Origin of the sequence: Massilia sp. IC2-278, from assembly GCF_020708045.1 — a bacterium.
Taxonomy (GTDB): Bacteria; Pseudomonadota; Gammaproteobacteria; order Burkholderiales; family Burkholderiaceae_D; genus Telluria.
In genome coordinates this window covers 250,060-265,149 of record NZ_JAJFES010000006.1, presented here as the reverse complement: position 1 = coordinate 265,149, position 15,090 = coordinate 250,060, and the positions used below count along the sequence as shown (strand labels likewise).

Sequence of the window (15,090 nt, the reverse complement as noted above, 5' to 3'; positions counted from 1 at the left end):
AGATGTGGCATGACGTACGCGCCCTGAACGCCACCGCCAGCACGCTGCTGGCGGCGACGCTGCTCGCCGGTGTGGCAAGTGGCGTGTGGTGGCTGAGCCAGCGGCCGATGTTCACGCTGCGCGCGGTGAAGATCGAGAGCCTGTACGGCATCGGCCTGCGCCACGTGAACGAGCTCACGGTGCGGAACAGCGTATTGGGCAAGATTCGCGGGAATTTCTTCACCACGGACCTGGACCAGGTGCGCACGACCTTCGAGGCCGTGCCCTGGGTGCGGCGCGCCACCGTGCGGCGCGAGTGGCCGAACCAACTGATCGTCGAGGTCGAGGAACACGAGGCCCTCGGCACCTGGGGCGAAGGGCGGCTGCTGTCGGTGAAAGGCGACGTCTTCACCGCCAACCTGGCCGAGGCCGACGACGACCACGAGCTGCCGGCGTTCAGCGGTCCGGCCGGTAGCGAGAAGGAAGTGCTGGCGCGCTTTGCCGAACTGCGCGCCTGGTTCGCGCCGGTGAAGCTGGTGCCGCAGGAACTCGCGCTGTCCTCGCGCTATGCCTGGACCGTGAAGCTGGACAACGGCATGAGCGTGGAGCTCGGCCGCGAGCAGGACAAGAATTCCGTCAAGGCGCGCGTGTCGCGCCTGGTCGGGGTCTACCCGCAGCTGGTCGCCCGGCTGCAGGAAGGCCGGATCGACACGATCGACATGCGTTACCCGAACGGCCTGGCCTTGTCGTCGGCGGCACTTACCGTGCCTGCGGATGCAACGAAGCCGGTGAAGCCGACGGTGAAGAAAAAAACAACCAACAAAACAACCAAGCATATCTAAAGCAGGCGAGCAATGACAAAAGACGCGAAAAACCTGATCGTCGGCCTCGACATCGGCACCTCGAAGGTGGTGGCCGTCGTGGCCGAGGTGATGTCCGACGGACGCCACGAGGTCATCGGCCTCGGTCAGCACGAGTCGAAGGGATTGAAGAAGGGCGTCGTGGTCAACATCGAGGCCACCGTCGAATCGATCCAGCGCGCGCTCGAGGAAGCCGAGCTGATGGCCGACTGCAAGATCCGCAATGTCTACGCCGGCATCGCGGGCAGCCATATCCGCTCGTTCAACTCGAGCGGCATGGTCGCGATCAAGGACAAGGAAGTCACCGCCACCGACGTCGCGCGCGTGATCGAGACCGCCAAGGCGGTCAACATCCCGACCGACCAGCAGCTGCTGCACACGGTGCCGCAGGAGTTCATCGTCGACAACCAGGAAGACGTGCGCGAGCCGATCGGCATGAGCGGCATCCGCCTGGAAGTGCGCGTGCATATCGTCACCGGCGCGGTGTCGGCAGTGCAGAACATCGTCAAGTGCGTGCGCCGCTGCGGCCTGGAAGTGTCGGACCTGATCCTGCAGCCGATGGCTTCGGCCGACGCCGTGCTGACGGGCGACGAGAAGGAACTCGGCGTGGTCCTGATCGACATCGGCGGCGGCACCACCGACATCGCGGTCTTTTCCGACGGCGCGATCCGCCACACCGCCGTGATCCCGATCGCCGGCGACCAGATCACCAGCGACATCGCGATGGCGCTGCGCACGCCGACCGGCGAAGCCGAGGAAATCAAGCTGCGCTACGGCGTGGCCAAGCAGGTGCTGGCCGATCCGGGCGAGACCCTGGAAGTGCCGGGCCTGGGCGACCGCGGTCCGCGCGCGCTCTCGCGCCAGGCGCTGGCGGCCGTGATCGAGCCGCGCGTGGAAGAACTGTTCGCGATGGTGCACCAGGTGGTGCGCGAGTCCGGCTACGAGGGCGTGCTCTCGTCGGGCATCGTGCTCACCGGCGGCACCGCGATGATGCCGGGGATGATCGAGATGGCCGAGGACATGTTCCTGAAGCCGACCCGCCTCGGCACGCCGGACTACCGCGGCCAGCTGGCCGACGTGGTGCGCAGCCCGCGCTACGCGACCGTTTTGGGATTGCTGTTGGAAGCGAAAAAGCAGTACCTGCGAGGCCATATCGTGACGCGCCAGGATGGTTCGGTGAAGGCGGTCTGGCAGCGCATGAAGGAATGGTTCCTGGGGAATTTCTGAATGCAGTTGTAACGGTTTACAAAGTAGATTTCTGAGCAGCAATGGGCGGCCTCAACAAGCGTCTTTGATTCGATACAAACACACATATTTTTACAATACATAGCAGTATCCATGGGCCAGTCCTGATAACCTTGTGAGGTTTGGCGCTTGGGTGCTGCAATTTGAAGATGAGGAGTCACATCATGGAGTTCGATATGGTCGATAACGCAGCACTGGGAACGGTGATCAAGGTCGTCGGCGTGGGTGGTGCAGGCGGCAACGCGGTGCAGCACATGATCAACAAAGGCGTCTCGGGCGTCGAGTTCATCGCCGCGAACACCGATGCCCAGGCACTTGCGGCATCGAGCGCGAACAACATCATCCAGATCGGCGAGTCCGGCCTGGGCGCCGGCATGCGTCCGGAAATCGGCCGCCAGCTGGCCGAGCAGACCCGCTCGCGCATCGAGGATTCGCTGCGCGGCGCGCACATGGTCTTCATCGCCGCCGGCATGGGCGGCGGCACCGGCACCGGCGCCGCACCGATCGTGGCCGAAGTCGCGAAGACCATGGGCGCCCTGACCGTCGCCGTGGTCTCCAAGCCGTTCTCGTACGAAGGCAAGAAGTGCATGGACGTCGCCGAAGCCGGCCTCGAGGAACTGTCGAAGCACGTCGACTCGCTGATCATCATCCTCAACGAAAAGCTGGAAGACATCTACGAAGACGAATCCATGCTGGAATGGATGAAGCATGCCGACGACGTGCTGAACAACGCAGTCGCCGGTATCGCCGAGATCATCAACGTGCCGGGCCACATCAACGTCGACTTCAACGACGTGAAGACCATCATGAGCGAGCAGGGCAAGGCCATGATGGGCACCGCCACCGCCGCCGGCGTGGACCGCGCGCGCATCGCCGCCGAACAGGCCGTGGCTTCGCCGCTGCTCGACGGTATCGACCTGTCCGGCGCCAAGGGCGTGCTGGTCAACGTGACCGCATCGCGTGGCCTGAAGGGTAAGGAAATCAAGGAAGTCATGGCCGCCGTGCGCGCCTTTGCCGCTCCCGACGCATCGATCGCGCAAGGCATCGCCTACGACGACGCGATGGGCGACGAGATCCGCGTGACCGTGGTCGCGACCGGCCTGGGCAAGGCGCAGAAGATGCAGCTGGTCCAGCAGCCGCAGCAAGTCCTGCGCACCGGCACCTACAACACCCCGATGATGGGCGCTGGCACCCTGCCGGCAGGCCTGAACACCGGCCACGCTGGCCACGCCGGCAACCTCGGCGGCAACGACGGCATGAAGCAGCCGGCCGTGTGGCGCCGCGAGCAGGCATCGGAACAGGTGCAGGCGATGCAGCGCAACGGCGTCGAGACCTACGACATTCCGGCTTTCCTGCGCAAGCAGGCCGACTGATCGGCTAAACGATCGGGGTCGTACCCAAAAACGGGACCGGGGCTTGCGCTCCGGTCCCGTTTTTTTATAGGGTGGACGGCTTTGCCGTCCATCTACACGCTTAAAACCCCGGTGCCGGCACTTCGGGAATCGGATTGCGCAAACTGACATTCAGCATATTCCAACCCCGGATCACCGCGATCGCATAGCCCAGTTCCGCGATCTCGTTATCGCTGAACTGCGCACGCAGTTCCGCAAAATCCTCGTCTGTCGGTGCCGACCCCGGAATCGCATTCACCGCTTCCGCCCAGCGCAGCGCCGCCCGTTCGCGTGCGCTGAAGAACGGCGCCTCGCGCCAGCCGGCGATCGCGTTCAGGTGGCGCGGATCGGCCTCCTGCTTGACGAGGTCGCGCCAGTGCATGTCGATGCAGACCCCGCAGCCGTTGATCTGCGAGACCCGCAAGTTGACCAGCTCCACCAGGCGCGGGCCGAGCGAACTCTTTTTTACGCTGGCCGACAGCGCAATCATCGCCTGCAGGTTCGGATGGGCCAGCTTGTAGAAATCGATGCGTGCAGCGTGAGACATGGCATGGGTCCTTTCAGGAAAGGGAGGCGCACCGTGCGCGCTCCTTCTCCCCAAGACGGCCCGGCGCTGCCGTTTGTGACAGCCTAAATCGTCTGCGGCGCTCCCGCCAGCTTGTCCGGATTGCGGATCACGAAGGCGGCCACGATGCGCCCGGCGTCCACGATGAAGGACTGCGCCGACTCGATCCGCCCATCCACATAGCGCAGCAGCCCCGGCTCGCCATTCACCAGCGCCTCGCGGTAGGCCACGCGTCCCGGGAAGGCATGCTCGACCGACCAGTAGACCCCGGCCACGCGCCCGGCCCCTTCCAGCACGCGCAGGAAGGACTTGACCTTGCCGCCGCCATCGGACACCAGCTGCACGTCGTCGGCCAGCAGCGCCTTCATCGCCGTGCGGTCGCCCGCGCCGGCCGCCTGCATGAAGCGCGCCAGCAGTGCGCGGTGGGCCTCCTGCGGCACGTCGAAGCGCGGCTGTTCCTGCTTTACGCGCGCCTGGGCCCGGTGCACCAGCTGGCGGCAGGCCGCTTCCGACTTGCCGAGCATGGCGGCGATGTCCGGGTAATCCTGATCGAACACCTGGCGCAGGAGGAAAGCGGCGCGCTCCTCGGGCGCCAGGCGTTCCAGCACCCACAGGAAGGCCACCGACACGTCGCTGGCCAGTTCGGCCGCCGCTTCCGGCGTGTGTGCATCCTCGATGAGCGGCTCGGGCAGCCACCAGCCGACGTAGGCTTCGCGTTCCAGCTTGCGGCTGCGCAGGCGGTCGATGGCCAGGCGAGTCGTTACGGTCACCAGCCAGGCCTCGGGTGTGGCGACGTTCGCACGCTCGCTGCCGTTCCAGCGCAGCCAGGCATCCTGCACCACGTCCTCGGCATCGGCGCGCGTGCCGAGCATGCGGTAGGCGATGGCGAACAGGCGTGGACGCACGGCATCGAAACTGTCGGCCGGCGCAAGAGAAGAGGGGAGGGTCATGCTGCATTCTCGATGGGGTTGACGATCCATGCAAGACGGCCGGTGCAGCGCGTTTGTGACAGCTTGCCGTTCGTCGGCCCGGCTGTCGATCCGTCGCCTGTCTTGCAGCAGCGGTGCGCCTGTGTTGTAGACTAGAAAGATGATCCTTTCGTCTACACTCGCGCAGGCCTGGCGCGTATTCTGGACCCTGCGCAAGCGCCGCGCCGCCGACCTGTGGGCGGACGTCCTCATCGCCGCCGCGCTGGCGCTGCTGGCCTGGGCGGCGCTCTGCCTGCTCGGCCTGGCCGGCGTGATCACCATGAACGTGCCCGACGCCGGCTTCCTGCAGCGCCTGCTGTCTGGCATGCTGCTGCTGTTCCTGGCAATCGCCTGGAGCATGCTGGCCGTGCTGCGCCTGGCCGAAGGGGTGCTGCCGGAAGCGATGCTGATGCGGCTGTCGCCGGTGCGCGACTGGCGCGCGGCGGCATGCGTCAGCCTGCTCCTGCTGGCCGGCCTGATGCTCGGCAACCTGCTCGGCAGCGCGCTGCTGGCGCTGGTCTTTCCGGTTACCGAGTTCTTCGCCTCGTCGACGCTGCGGCGCCAGCTGCGCGTGCTGCAGCTCCTGCCTTTTTTCGCCATCGTGGCCGGCCTCTTCTGGCGCGGGCGCCTGCAACGCCAGGCAATGCAGGCCCAGGCCGCCGAGGCCCAGCTGCGCCTGCTGCAGGCCCAGATCGAACCCCACTTCCTGTTCAACACGCTGGCCAACATCGAAAGCCTGTTTGAGGCCGATCCGCCGCGCGCCCGCGCCATGCTCGAAGCCTTCTCCGACCACCTGCGCGCCGGCATGGGCCAGCTGCGGGTCCAGGAAACCACGCTCGGCGCCGAACTCGACATGGCGGCGAACTACCTGCGCCTGCTGCAGATCCGCATGGGGCCGCGCCTGCGTTTCGCGGTCGACGCGGGGCAGGATGCGCGCGCCGCGCTGCTGCCTCCGCTGCTGCTGCAGCCGCTGGTGGAGAATGCGATCCGCCATGGCCTCGAGCCGAAGGTCGAAGGCGGCGAAGTGCGCATCGTGGCCGCCGTCGACGATGGCCGCCTGCGCATCCGCGTGCTCGACGACGGCCTCGGGGGCGGCGCGCCGTCCGCTGTACAAGGCGCCGGCATGGCGCTGGCGAACATCCGCGCGCGCCTGCGGCACCGCTACGGCGAGCGCGCCAGCCTGACCCTGCTGCACGCCGCGGGCACCGACGCCACCATCGAACTTCCTTATCGAGCCACGCCATGAACCACGTCCCGCATCGTGCCATCCTCGCCGACGACGAACCCCATCTCGCCGAGCACCTGAAGGGGCAGCTCGGCAAGCTCTGGCCGGCGCTCGAGATCGTGGCCGTGGCCAGCAACGGCATCGACGCTGCGCGCCTCATCGCCGAGCACGATCCCGATCTCGCCTTCCTCGACATCCGCATGCCGGGCCTGTCCGGGCTTGAAGTGGCGCAGGGCATCGAAGGCCGCACGCGCGCCATTTTCGTGACCGCCTACGACGAATACGCGGTGCAGGCCTTCGAGCACGCGGCGCTCGACTATCTGCTCAAGCCCCTGCGCAGCGAGCGCCTGCAGCGCACGATCGAACGCGTGCAGGCAGCCCTGGTCGCGCCGCCGCCGGACGACGCAAGCCTGGCCGCAACGCTGCGCCGCCTGATGGGACAGCCGGAAGGCGAACGCCTGCGCTATCTGCGCGCGGGCAAGGGCGGCAGCGTCCACAACATCGCAGTCGGCGACGTCCTGTTCTTCCAGGCCGACGACAAGTACACGGTGGTGCGCACCGCGCGTGACGAATACCTGATCCGCACGCCGATCGCGGAACTCGCGGCGCGCCTCGACCCCGAGGAATTCCGCCAGGTGCACCGCGCCACCATCGTCAACCTGGCCCACCTGGCCGGGACCCGGCGCGACGAAACGAGCCGCCTGTTCCTGCGCATGCGCGGCATCGAGACCGAGCTGGCGGTGAGCCGCGCCTACGTGCCCCTGTTCGCGGCGATGTAGGTACTGTCCACGCATTTTTCTAAGCCCTGGCACGTGGTTTCAATCGGAAACTGATACCCATGCGATTGATCGCGTTCATGGCGGCGATCACGATCGTCAGTTCCACCAGGGCCTTTTCTCCAAACGCGGTCAAGGCCGCCGAGTATGCCTCGTCCGACGCATGGGTTTCGCTCACCCGTGTTACCTCTTCCGTCCACGCGAGGGCCGCCCGTTCCCGGTCTGGAAATAAATAGGCGACCTCGTCCCATACCGGTACCAATACGATCTTGTCGACGGACATTCCGTGTTTGATGAGATCGCGGGTATGGACATCGATACAGTGTGCGCAACCATTTAATTGAGAGACCCTGAGAAAGACGAGGTGAACAAGGCCGGGCTCCAGGCCCGTGCCCGTCGTCGCGTAATGATGGAGCACTCCCAGCGCCTTGGCGCCTTCCTGCGAGACTTGAAACCAGTTTGCGCGATTCATTGTTCGTATTCCCTTCGTGAGTGATTGGCCGTGCGGCTGGCAAGACTTGCCCGCCGCTTTTCACAAGACGTGCCGCATGGCGTTTCTGTGACAAATACCGAGGGCGATCCGGCATGCGCAACCGCGTTGGCGGCGCAGGAGGCGGCCGGCGGGACAGTGCAGGAAAGGTGGGGATAGTGCATACTGCCGGGATTCTGACAACAACACTGAAAGAGCACACCATGACTATCCAGATTGGCGAGCGCCTGCCGGAAGGCACCCTGGCCGAATTCGTCGAAACCGAGACCGCAGGCTGCACCCTGGGCCCGAACACCTTCCAGGTCGCCGACCTGGTCAAGGGCAAGACCGTCGCCATCTTCGGCCTGCCGGGCGCATTCACGCCAACCTGCTCGGCCCAGCACGTGCCGGGCTTCGTGCAGAATGCCGAGGCCTTCAAGGCCAAGGGCGTGGACGAAATCTGGTGCATCTCGGTGAACGACGCCTTTGTCATGGGCGCCTGGGGCCGCGACCAGAAGGCCGGCGGCACCGTGCGCATGATGGCCGACGGTAACGCCGCCTTCACCAAGGCCCTGGGCCTGGACGCCGACTTCTCGAAGCATGGCATGGGCACCCGCTCGCAGCGCTACTCGATGCTGGTGGTCGACGGCGTGGTCAAGCAGCTGAACGTGGAGCAGGGCGGCTTCGAGGTCTCGAAGGCCGAAGCGCTGCTGGCGCAACTGGGCTGATCGCTTTCATTTCGCACCCGACGGCGCTGCGGCGCCGTTTTTTATTCCAAGTGATGTATGAGTAAAGTCTCCGGCAACCTGCGCAGCATCTACGCGATGCTGATCGCCGTCTTCATGTTCTCGCTGATGGACACGGCAATGAAACTGCTCGCCGCCCATTATCCGGCGATGCAGGTTGCGGCCCTGCGCTCGCTGTCCTCGCTGCCGCTGGTGGTGCTGTACGTCGCCTGGCGCGGCGGCTTCGCCAGCATGATGCGCGCGCGTTTTTCGCTGCACGTCCTGCGCGGCGTGCTCGGCATCGGCATGCTGGCGCTGTTCGCGTATGGCCTGAAGCGCCTCAGCCTGGCCGAGGCCTATTCCATCTTCTTTATCGCGCCGGCCCTGATCACGGCAATGGCGGTGTTCTTCCTGAAGGAGCGGGTCAACCTGGCGCGCTGGATCGCCATCGTCGTCGGACTGGCCGGCGTGCTGGTCGTATTGCGCCCGGAAGGCGGCGGCTTCCTGACGCTGGGCGGCCTGGCCATCCTGGGCTCGGCCGTGTGCTACGCCATTTCCGCGATCGCCGCGCGCATCCTGGCGCGCACCGACAGCACGCGCCAAATGATGTTCTGGCTGATGCTGCTGATGTCGATCGGCGCCACCGCCTTGGCCGCGCCGGAGTGGGTTAGCATCGACCCCGGCCACATCCTGCTGCTGTGCGGCCTGGCGGTGAGCGGCTTCTTCGGCCAGCTGGCGATCACCGAGGCCTTCAGCCATGGCGAGGGCTCGGTGGTGGCGCCTTTCGAATACTCGGCCCTGGCCTGGGGCGTGGCGATCGACTGGATGCTGTGGCAAACCCTGCCTGACGAGTACACGCTGATTGGCGCGGCGATCATCATCGGCAGCGGCCTGTACCTGATCCGGCACGAAAAAAGCCATGCGGAATCCGAGCACCCCTGAGGCATGTGGTACGGGCGCATCGCTTCCTTGTTGATGTTTCTATATTGCAATAGCCGGCTTCGGCAGGCTTTGAAAAGCGCAGATATAATCGACCCATGCTCAAACAACGAACCATCAAACAACTGGTGCGCACGACTGGTGTCGGGCTGCATTCCGGCCGCAAGGTCGAGCTGACGCTGCGTCCGGCCGCGCCGGACACCGGCATCGTGTTCCGCCGCGTCGACCTCGACCCGGTGGTCGAATTCCCGTCCAGCGCCGACGTGGTCGGCGACACGCGCATGGCCTCGGTGCTGATCAAGGACTCGGCGCGCGTCTCCACCGTCGAACATTTGATGTCGGCCTGCGCCGGCCTGGGCATCGACAACCTCTACATCGAGGTGACGGCTGAAGAGATTCCGATCATGGACGGCTCGGCCTCCTCGTTCGTGTTCCTGCTGCAGCAGGCCGGCGTGGAAGACCAGCTGGCGCCGAAGAAATTCATCCGCGTGCTGAAGGAAGTCGAAGTGCGCCAGGGTTCCGGCAACAACGAGAAGTGGGCGCGCCTGAAGCCGCACGACGGCTACAAGCTCGACTTCTTCATCGAGTTCAACCACCCGGCGGTGGACGGCACCATGCAGAACGCCTCGGTCGACTTCGCCCAGGTGTCCTACGTGCACGACGTGGCGCGTGCCCGCACCTTCGGCTTCATGCAGGACGTGGAAAGCCTGCGCGGCATGGGCCTGGCACGTGGCGGCTCGCTGGAAAACGCGATCGTGATGGACGAGTACCGTATCCTGAACGCCGACGGCCTGCGCTACGACGACGAATTCGTGCGCCACAAGATCCTCGATGCGATCGGCGACTTGTACCTGGTCGGGCATCCGCTGCTGGCCGCGTACGAGGCGCACAAATCGGGCCATGCGCTCAACAACGAGCTGCTGCGCGCATTGCTGGCGCGGCCGGATGCGTATGAGATCGTGAGTTTCGACGCCGTCGACAGCGCACCGCCGTCGTACGTGCGCCAGATGCGCGAGGAGTGGGCGCTGACCTGATTGCTCGCGGCGCGGGGGAGGGCGTAGGGTGGACACCCGTGTCCACGCGGTCGTACCCATGCATACCGCAACGTTCGTTCAAATCCGGTAACGTTGGCGATGCTGTGCAGCGTTTGCGGGGACGCGAACGGTGAGACAGCGTGGACACAGGTGTCCACCCTACGAAAGTCAACGTCCAGCGGCAGCAATCCAGCCGCCGCCCGCATCAACCCTTGCGCCGCTTCTCCGCCAGCCGCTTCACCGCCGCCACCAGCGCCGCATTCTGCGGCGTATCCGGCAGCGCATCCCCCAGTTCCTCGAAGGCCGCGACGGCCCGCTCCGGCAACGCCAGCGTGCGCATCTGCACCTGTTCCGGCATGGCGCGCATCACCTGCACCTTCAGGCGCAGCGAATTGACCTGCCAGCCGCGCGCCAGCAGGCTGGACTGCAGCTTGGGCAATCCCTGCTTCAGCCTTGCCGCCACCGCCGAGCTCGGCACGGCGAGCACCAATACCCCCTCCTGGAACGACAGCACGTCGCAATTGCCGGCCATCGCGGGCAGGGCTGCGCCGACGTCGCGCTGCAGGTCGGCCATGCGCATGGCGGCCGGCAGCAGCCGCGCCATGCGCTCGTTGGAACGCAGGAAGTCGGTCGCTTCGAAGGAAGTCGGGTTGTTGCGGGTGCCGTAGATATGCATCAGGCTGGTGGAACTCAGGGAGGTCGATAAGGCCACAACATACCACAGCGCATGGCGCAACGCACGCCGGGCGCAGCGCAGGACGCACGACAGGCTACCAGACATGTGCGAAGCGATGCAATTTGATAACATTCTTTCTGGAACCACACTTGTTATCTGGCCTATAAGCCCCAAGTGTGGCCGCATCGCATGATAAAATCAGTCGCTTTTTGCCTTGGGCGGTCTTCGATGGGTATCTTTTTGATATCATCCCTGGCTCTTTTCGCGGCGTCTTTATAAGAAACTTAGCATGTCATTCCTGACCCAGATTTTCGGCAGCCGCAACCAGCGGCTGATCAAGCAGTATCAAAAAACCGTGCGTCAGATCAACGCGCTCGAGCCGCAGATGGAAAAGCTGTCGGACACCGAGCTTCAGGCAAAGACCCCGGAATTCAAATCCCGCATCGCCGGCGGCGCCACGCTCGACGACATCCTTCCCGAAGCATTTGCCGTCTGCCGCGAAGCCGCGAAGCGCGTGCTGAAGATGCGTCACTTCGACGTGCAGCTGATCGGCGGCATGGTCATCCACGAAGGCAAGATTGCCGAGATGGGCACCGGTGAAGGCAAGACCCTGATGGCAACCCTGCCGGTCTACCTGAACGGGCTGTCGGGCAAGGGCGTGCACGTCATTACCGTCAACGATTACCTGGCCCAGCGCGACGCCGAGTCGATGGGCCGCCTGTACAGCTGGCTGGGCCTGACCACCGGCGTGAACCTGTCGCAGATGCCGCACGACGCCAAGCAGCAGGCCTACGGCTCGGACATCACCTACGGCACCAACAACGAATTCGGTTTCGACTACCTGCGCGACAACATGGTCTACGATGCGCGCGAACGCGTGCAGCGCAGCCTGAACTTCGCCGTGGTCGACGAGGTCGACTCGATCCTGATCGACGAAGCGCGTACGCCTTTGATCATCTCCGGCCAGGCCGAGAACCACACCGACCTGTACCACCGCATCAACGAAGTGCCGCCGCAACTGACCCTGCAGATCGGCGAGGAAACGCCTGACGGCAAGGGCAAGATCGAAGTCCCGGGCGACTACACCAAGGACGAAAAAGCGCACACCGTGCTGCTGACCGAAACCGGCCACGAAAAGGCCGAGGCCATCCTCACCCAGATGGGCCTGCTGCCGGAAGGCGCCTCGCTGTACGACGCCGCCAACATCACCCTGATCCACCACCTGTACGCGGCGCTGCGCGCCCACGTCCTGTACCACAAGGACCAGCACTACGTGGTGCAGAACGGCGAAGTCACCATCGTCGACGAATTCACCGGCCGCCTGATGACGGGCCGCCGCTGGTCCGACGGCCTGCACCAGGCCGTGGAAGCCAAGGAAGGCGTGCGCATCCAGAACGAGAACCAGACCCTGGCCTCGATCACCTTCCAGAACTACTTCCGCATGTACACCAAGCTGTCCGGCATGACGGGTACCGCCGACACGGAAGCCTACGAATTCCAGGAAATCTACGGTCTCGAAACCGTGGTCATTCCGCCGAACCGCCCGTCCCAGCGCAAGGACCGCCAGGACCAGGTCTACAAGTCGGCCCAGGAAAAGTACAACGCGATGCTGATGGACATCCAGGACTGCTACGAGCGTGGCCAGCCGGTCCTGGTCGGCACGACCTCGATCGAGAACTCGGAGCTCCTGTCCGGCATCCTCAACGGCGCCAAGCTGCCGCACAACGTCCTGAACGCCAAGCAGCACGCCCGTGAAGCGGAAATCATCGCCCAGGCCGGCCGTCCGAAGATGATCACCATCGCCACCAACATGGCCGGCCGCGGTACCGACATCGTCCTGGGCGGCAACGTCGAGAAGCAGATCCAGATCATCGAAGCCGATGCTTCGCTGAGCGACGCCGACAAGGCCGCCCAGGCCCAGAAGCTGCGCGACGAATGGCAGTCGCTGCACGACCACGTGGTGAACGCCGGCGGCCTGCACATCATCGGCACCGAACGCCACGAATCGCGCCGCGTCGACAACCAGCTGCGCGGCCGTTCGGGCCGCCAGGGCGACCCGGGTTCTTCGCGCTTCTACCTGTGCCTGGACGACACGCTGCTGCGCATCTTCGCCGGCGACCGCGTGCGCGCCATCATGGAACGCCTGAAAATGCCGGAAGGCGAGCCGATCGAGGCGGGCATCGTCACCCGTTCCATCGAGACCGCCCAGCGCAAGGTCGAGGCCCGCAACTTCGACATCCGCAAGCAGTTGCTGGAGTACGACGACGTCGCCAACGACCAGCGCAAGGTGATCTACACCCAGCGTAACGAACTGCTGGAAGCGGCCGACATCTCGGAACTGATCGCCTCGCTGCGCACCGGCACCTTCACCGACGTCGTGCGCGCCCATGTACCGGCCGAATCGGTCGAAGAGCAATGGGACATCAAGTCGCTGGAAAGCGTGCTGGCGGCCGAGTGGAGCCTGAACGTGCCGCTGCAGCAGATGCTGCAGGACGAACCGAACCTGAACGACGACGACATCCTGGAAAAGGTGCTGGCGGCGGCCGACGAGTCGTACAACGGCAAGGTCGGCATCGTCGGCAAGGAATCGTTCGGCGGCTTCGAGCGCAACGTCATGCTGCAAAGCGTCGACACCCACTGGCGCGAACACCTGGCCGCGCTGGACCACCTGCGCCAGGGCATCCACCTGCGCGGCTATGCGCAGAAGAACCCGAAGCAGGAATACAAGCGCGAAGCCTTCGAGCTGTTCGGCAGCATGCTGGACCAGATCAAGAACGAAGTCATCCGCACCGTGATGACCGTGCGCATCCAGAGCCGCGAGGAAGTCGAGGCGGCGGAAGCGGCCATGGCGGCCCAGCAGGCGCACCTGGAAAACATCAACTTCCAGCACGCCGACTTCAACCCGTCGGCCGCGCCGGAAGAACTGCTGGCGCCGAACCCGGTGTCGTCCTCGGAAGCGCCGGTCGCCGCCGAAGACCACAGCACCTACATGGGCGTGAAGGTCGGCCGCAACGACCCTTGCCCTTGCGGCAGCGGCAAGAAGTTCAAGCAGTGTCACGGCAAGCTGGCGTAAGCTGAACCGCGAAAGAAAAAACGGCTGGAGCGATCCGGCCGTTTTTTTCGCCTGCCTTATCGCGTGCTTATGCGCTGCGGGTTTTTTTCAAGCCGCTAAAGTGTGCGCCGGAAACGTCCTTACAATGCTCAGCATTATTCACTCGCTGAGCTTATTGTGATGCATGCTGTTTTCACGACCGGCACCCGATTCCTCATTGCCGTCACGCTGTCCCTGTCCACCGCCGGCGCATTGGCTTCATCCCTGCTGACCGAGCGCCCGGGAGGCAAGGACCATCCCCTGATTTCCCGCTACGAAGGCGGCATCCTGTACGACTACGGCAGCAATACGCTGGGAACGGCGCGCCTGGTCGAGCGCGCCAAGGGCGAGCCGGTACTGCGCCCGGTCGAAGGCCGGCTCAGCAATCGCCTGTACTGGGGGCCGAAGGACGCCAGTGCGCTGGCGGTCTTCCGCAACTACCAGCAGGCCTTGCGCACGGCCGGATTCGAAACGCTGTTCAGCTGCGAGACCGCCGAATGCGAAAAGCTGCGCATCCAGAAAATGATCGAAGACCTCCCGCGCGAAGCGAAATGGGTCGGCAACGATGCGATGGTGAATATTTTCAATAGCGGCAGCCAGCGCGACTTCCATTACATCAGCGCACGCAAGCAGACCGGTTCCGGCTTCACCTATGTCCAGGTGGCGCTGGCCGGACCCAGGAGCGATGGCGAAACCGCTGGACGGACGCGCCAGTTCATCCAGATCGTCGAGCCGGCCCAGGCGGAAATGGGCAAGGTCACGGTCGACGCGAAAGCCATCGGCGCCGGGCTGCAGCGCGACGGCAAGATCGCCTTGTACGGCGTGAACTTCGATACCAACAAGGCGGTGCTGCGTGCCGATTCCGCGGCGCAGCTGCAAAGCATGGCCGATGCCCTGAAGGCCCAGCCGGCCATGAAGGTGCTGATCGTCGGCCACACCGACAACCAGGGCGACATCGAGGCCAACCTGGCGCTGTCGCAGAAGCGCGCCCAGGCCGTGGTGGAAGCGCTCGCCGCCAGGTACGGCATTCCCGCGGCCCGCCTGAGCGCGCGCGGCGTGTCGAGCTTTGCGCCGGTGTCGAGCAACGCCAGCGAAGAAGGGCGCGCCAGGAACCGGCGCGTCGAGATGGTCGTGCGCTGACCCGCCT

Annotated in this window: 14 protein-coding genes; 10 read left to right on the top strand and 4 right to left on the bottom strand. The window is 64.9% G+C overall.

What is annotated here, in order from left to right; genetic code table 11:
• The first annotated feature begins 2 nt into the window (after positions 1-2).
• The 3 genes from LK540_RS14450 to ftsZ all read left to right on the top strand — a co-directional run bounded on the left by LK540_RS14450 (position 3) and on the right by ftsZ (position 3,457).
• Positions 3-821, top strand: a complete 819-nt coding sequence (locus tag LK540_RS14450) for a cell division protein FtsQ/DivIB (RefSeq protein WP_229437990.1) — start codon at positions 3-5, stop codon at positions 819-821.
• Positions 822-833: 12 nt separating this feature from the next.
• Positions 834-2,066 (top strand): cell division protein FtsA, encoded by a 1,233-nt coding sequence (gene ftsA / locus LK540_RS14445; protein WP_229437989.1) that lies wholly within the window; start codon positions 834-836, stop codon positions 2,064-2,066.
• A gap of 182 nt (positions 2,067-2,248) precedes the next feature.
• A complete protein-coding gene (ftsZ, locus tag LK540_RS14440; protein ID WP_229437988.1) occupies positions 2,249-3,457 on the top strand; it encodes a cell division protein FtsZ in 1,209 nt (402 codons plus the stop codon).
• Positions 3,458-3,557: 100 nt separating this feature from the next.
• On the opposite strand, the gene LK540_RS14435 is transcribed toward ftsZ, so the two are convergent.
• Positions 3,558-4,022 (bottom strand): carboxymuconolactone decarboxylase family protein, encoded by a 465-nt coding sequence (locus LK540_RS14435; protein WP_229437987.1) that lies wholly within the window; start codon positions 4,020-4,022, stop codon positions 3,558-3,560.
• Between the two features lie 83 nt (positions 4,023-4,105).
• Positions 4,106-4,990, bottom strand: a complete 885-nt coding sequence (locus LK540_RS14430; protein ID WP_229437986.1) for an RNA polymerase sigma-70 factor — start codon at positions 4,988-4,990, stop codon at positions 4,106-4,108.
• 139 nt (positions 4,991-5,129) lie between these two features.
• Between LK540_RS14430 and LK540_RS14425 the strand changes: the two genes are divergently transcribed.
• Both LK540_RS14425 and LK540_RS14420 read left to right on the top strand, forming a co-directional pair.
• Positions 5,130-6,254, top strand: coding sequence for a sensor histidine kinase (locus tag LK540_RS14425; RefSeq protein WP_229437985.1), 1,125 nt, complete (start codon positions 5,130-5,132; stop codon positions 6,252-6,254).
• Positions 6,251-7,012, top strand: a complete 762-nt coding sequence (locus LK540_RS14420) for a LytTR family DNA-binding domain-containing protein (RefSeq protein ID WP_229437984.1) — start codon at positions 6,251-6,253, stop codon at positions 7,010-7,012. Before LK540_RS14425 ends, LK540_RS14420 begins: the two co-directional genes overlap by 4 nt.
• Before the next feature lie 19 nt (positions 7,013-7,031).
• Here the strand turns inward: LK540_RS14420 and LK540_RS14415 are convergent, their stop codons facing one another.
• Positions 7,032-7,481, bottom strand: coding sequence for a carboxymuconolactone decarboxylase family protein (locus tag LK540_RS14415; RefSeq protein WP_229437983.1), 450 nt, complete (start codon positions 7,479-7,481; stop codon positions 7,032-7,034).
• Positions 7,482-7,702: 221 nt separating this feature from the next.
• On the opposite strand from LK540_RS14415, the gene LK540_RS14410 reads away from it, so the two are divergent.
• The 3 genes from LK540_RS14410 to lpxC all read left to right on the top strand — a co-directional run bounded on the left by LK540_RS14410 (position 7,703) and on the right by lpxC (position 10,176).
• Positions 7,703-8,206: a peroxiredoxin gene (locus LK540_RS14410; RefSeq protein ID WP_229437982.1), complete on the top strand. Its 504-nt coding sequence runs from the start codon at positions 7,703-7,705 to the stop codon at positions 8,204-8,206.
• A 57-nt stretch (positions 8,207-8,263) separates the two neighbouring features.
• Positions 8,264-9,145 carry a DMT family transporter gene (locus tag LK540_RS14405; RefSeq protein WP_229437981.1) on the top strand — a complete coding sequence of 294 codons (882 nt, stop codon included), beginning with the start codon at positions 8,264-8,266 and terminating at the stop codon, positions 9,143-9,145.
• Positions 9,146-9,240: 95 nt separating this feature from the next.
• The gene (lpxC, locus tag LK540_RS14400) at positions 9,241-10,176 is read left to right on the top strand and encodes a UDP-3-O-acyl-N-acetylglucosamine deacetylase (protein WP_229437980.1); all 936 of its coding nucleotides are present in this window, start codon (positions 9,241-9,243) and stop codon (positions 10,174-10,176) included.
• 205 nt (positions 10,177-10,381) lie between these two features.
• Here lpxC and LK540_RS14395 read toward each other — a convergent pair whose 3' ends face one another.
• On the bottom strand, positions 10,382-10,888 hold the full coding sequence (locus LK540_RS14395; RefSeq protein ID WP_374041364.1) for a DciA family protein: 507 nt from the start codon (positions 10,886-10,888) through the stop codon (positions 10,382-10,384).
• Between the two features lie 253 nt (positions 10,889-11,141).
• Between LK540_RS14395 and secA the strand changes: the two genes are divergently transcribed.
• Both secA and LK540_RS14380 read left to right on the top strand, forming a co-directional pair.
• Positions 11,142-13,925, top strand: a complete 2,784-nt coding sequence (secA, locus tag LK540_RS14390) for a preprotein translocase subunit SecA (protein WP_307729181.1) — start codon at positions 11,142-11,144, stop codon at positions 13,923-13,925.
• A gap of 159 nt (positions 13,926-14,084) precedes the next feature.
• Entirely contained in the window at positions 14,085-15,083 is a 999-nt protein-coding gene (locus tag LK540_RS14380) for an OmpA family protein (protein WP_229437979.1), read from the top strand.
• Positions 15,084-15,090: the final 7 nt, after the last annotated feature.

Coding starts and splice junctions, on each gene's coding strand:
- LK540_RS14435 (WP_229437987.1), bottom strand. CDS start 4,022: ATGTCTCACGCTGCACGCATCGATTTCTACAAGCTGGCCCATCCGAAC.
- lpxC (WP_229437980.1), top strand. CDS start 9,241: ATGCTCAAACAACGAACCATCAAACAACTGGTGCGCACGACTGGTGTC.
- LK540_RS14420 (WP_229437984.1), top strand. CDS start 6,251: ATGAACCACGTCCCGCATCGTGCCATCCTCGCCGACGACGAACCCCAT.
- LK540_RS14405 (WP_229437981.1), top strand. CDS start 8,264: ATGAGTAAAGTCTCCGGCAACCTGCGCAGCATCTACGCGATGCTGATC.
- ftsZ (WP_229437988.1), top strand. CDS start 2,249: ATGGAGTTCGATATGGTCGATAACGCAGCACTGGGAACGGTGATCAAG.
- LK540_RS14380 (WP_229437979.1), top strand. CDS start 14,085: ATGCATGCTGTTTTCACGACCGGCACCCGATTCCTCATTGCCGTCACG.
- LK540_RS14415 (WP_229437983.1), bottom strand. CDS start 7,481: ATGAATCGCGCAAACTGGTTTCAAGTCTCGCAGGAAGGCGCCAAGGCG.
- LK540_RS14425 (WP_229437985.1), top strand. CDS start 5,130: ATGATCCTTTCGTCTACACTCGCGCAGGCCTGGCGCGTATTCTGGACC.
- LK540_RS14410 (WP_229437982.1), top strand. CDS start 7,703: ATGACTATCCAGATTGGCGAGCGCCTGCCGGAAGGCACCCTGGCCGAA.
- LK540_RS14450 (WP_229437990.1), top strand. CDS start 3: ATGTGGCATGACGTACGCGCCCTGAACGCCACCGCCAGCACGCTGCTG.
- secA (WP_307729181.1), top strand. CDS start 11,142: ATGTCATTCCTGACCCAGATTTTCGGCAGCCGCAACCAGCGGCTGATC.
- ftsA (WP_229437989.1), top strand. CDS start 834: ATGACAAAAGACGCGAAAAACCTGATCGTCGGCCTCGACATCGGCACC.
- LK540_RS14430 (WP_229437986.1), bottom strand. CDS start 4,990: ATGACCCTCCCCTCTTCTCTTGCGCCGGCCGACAGTTTCGATGCCGTG.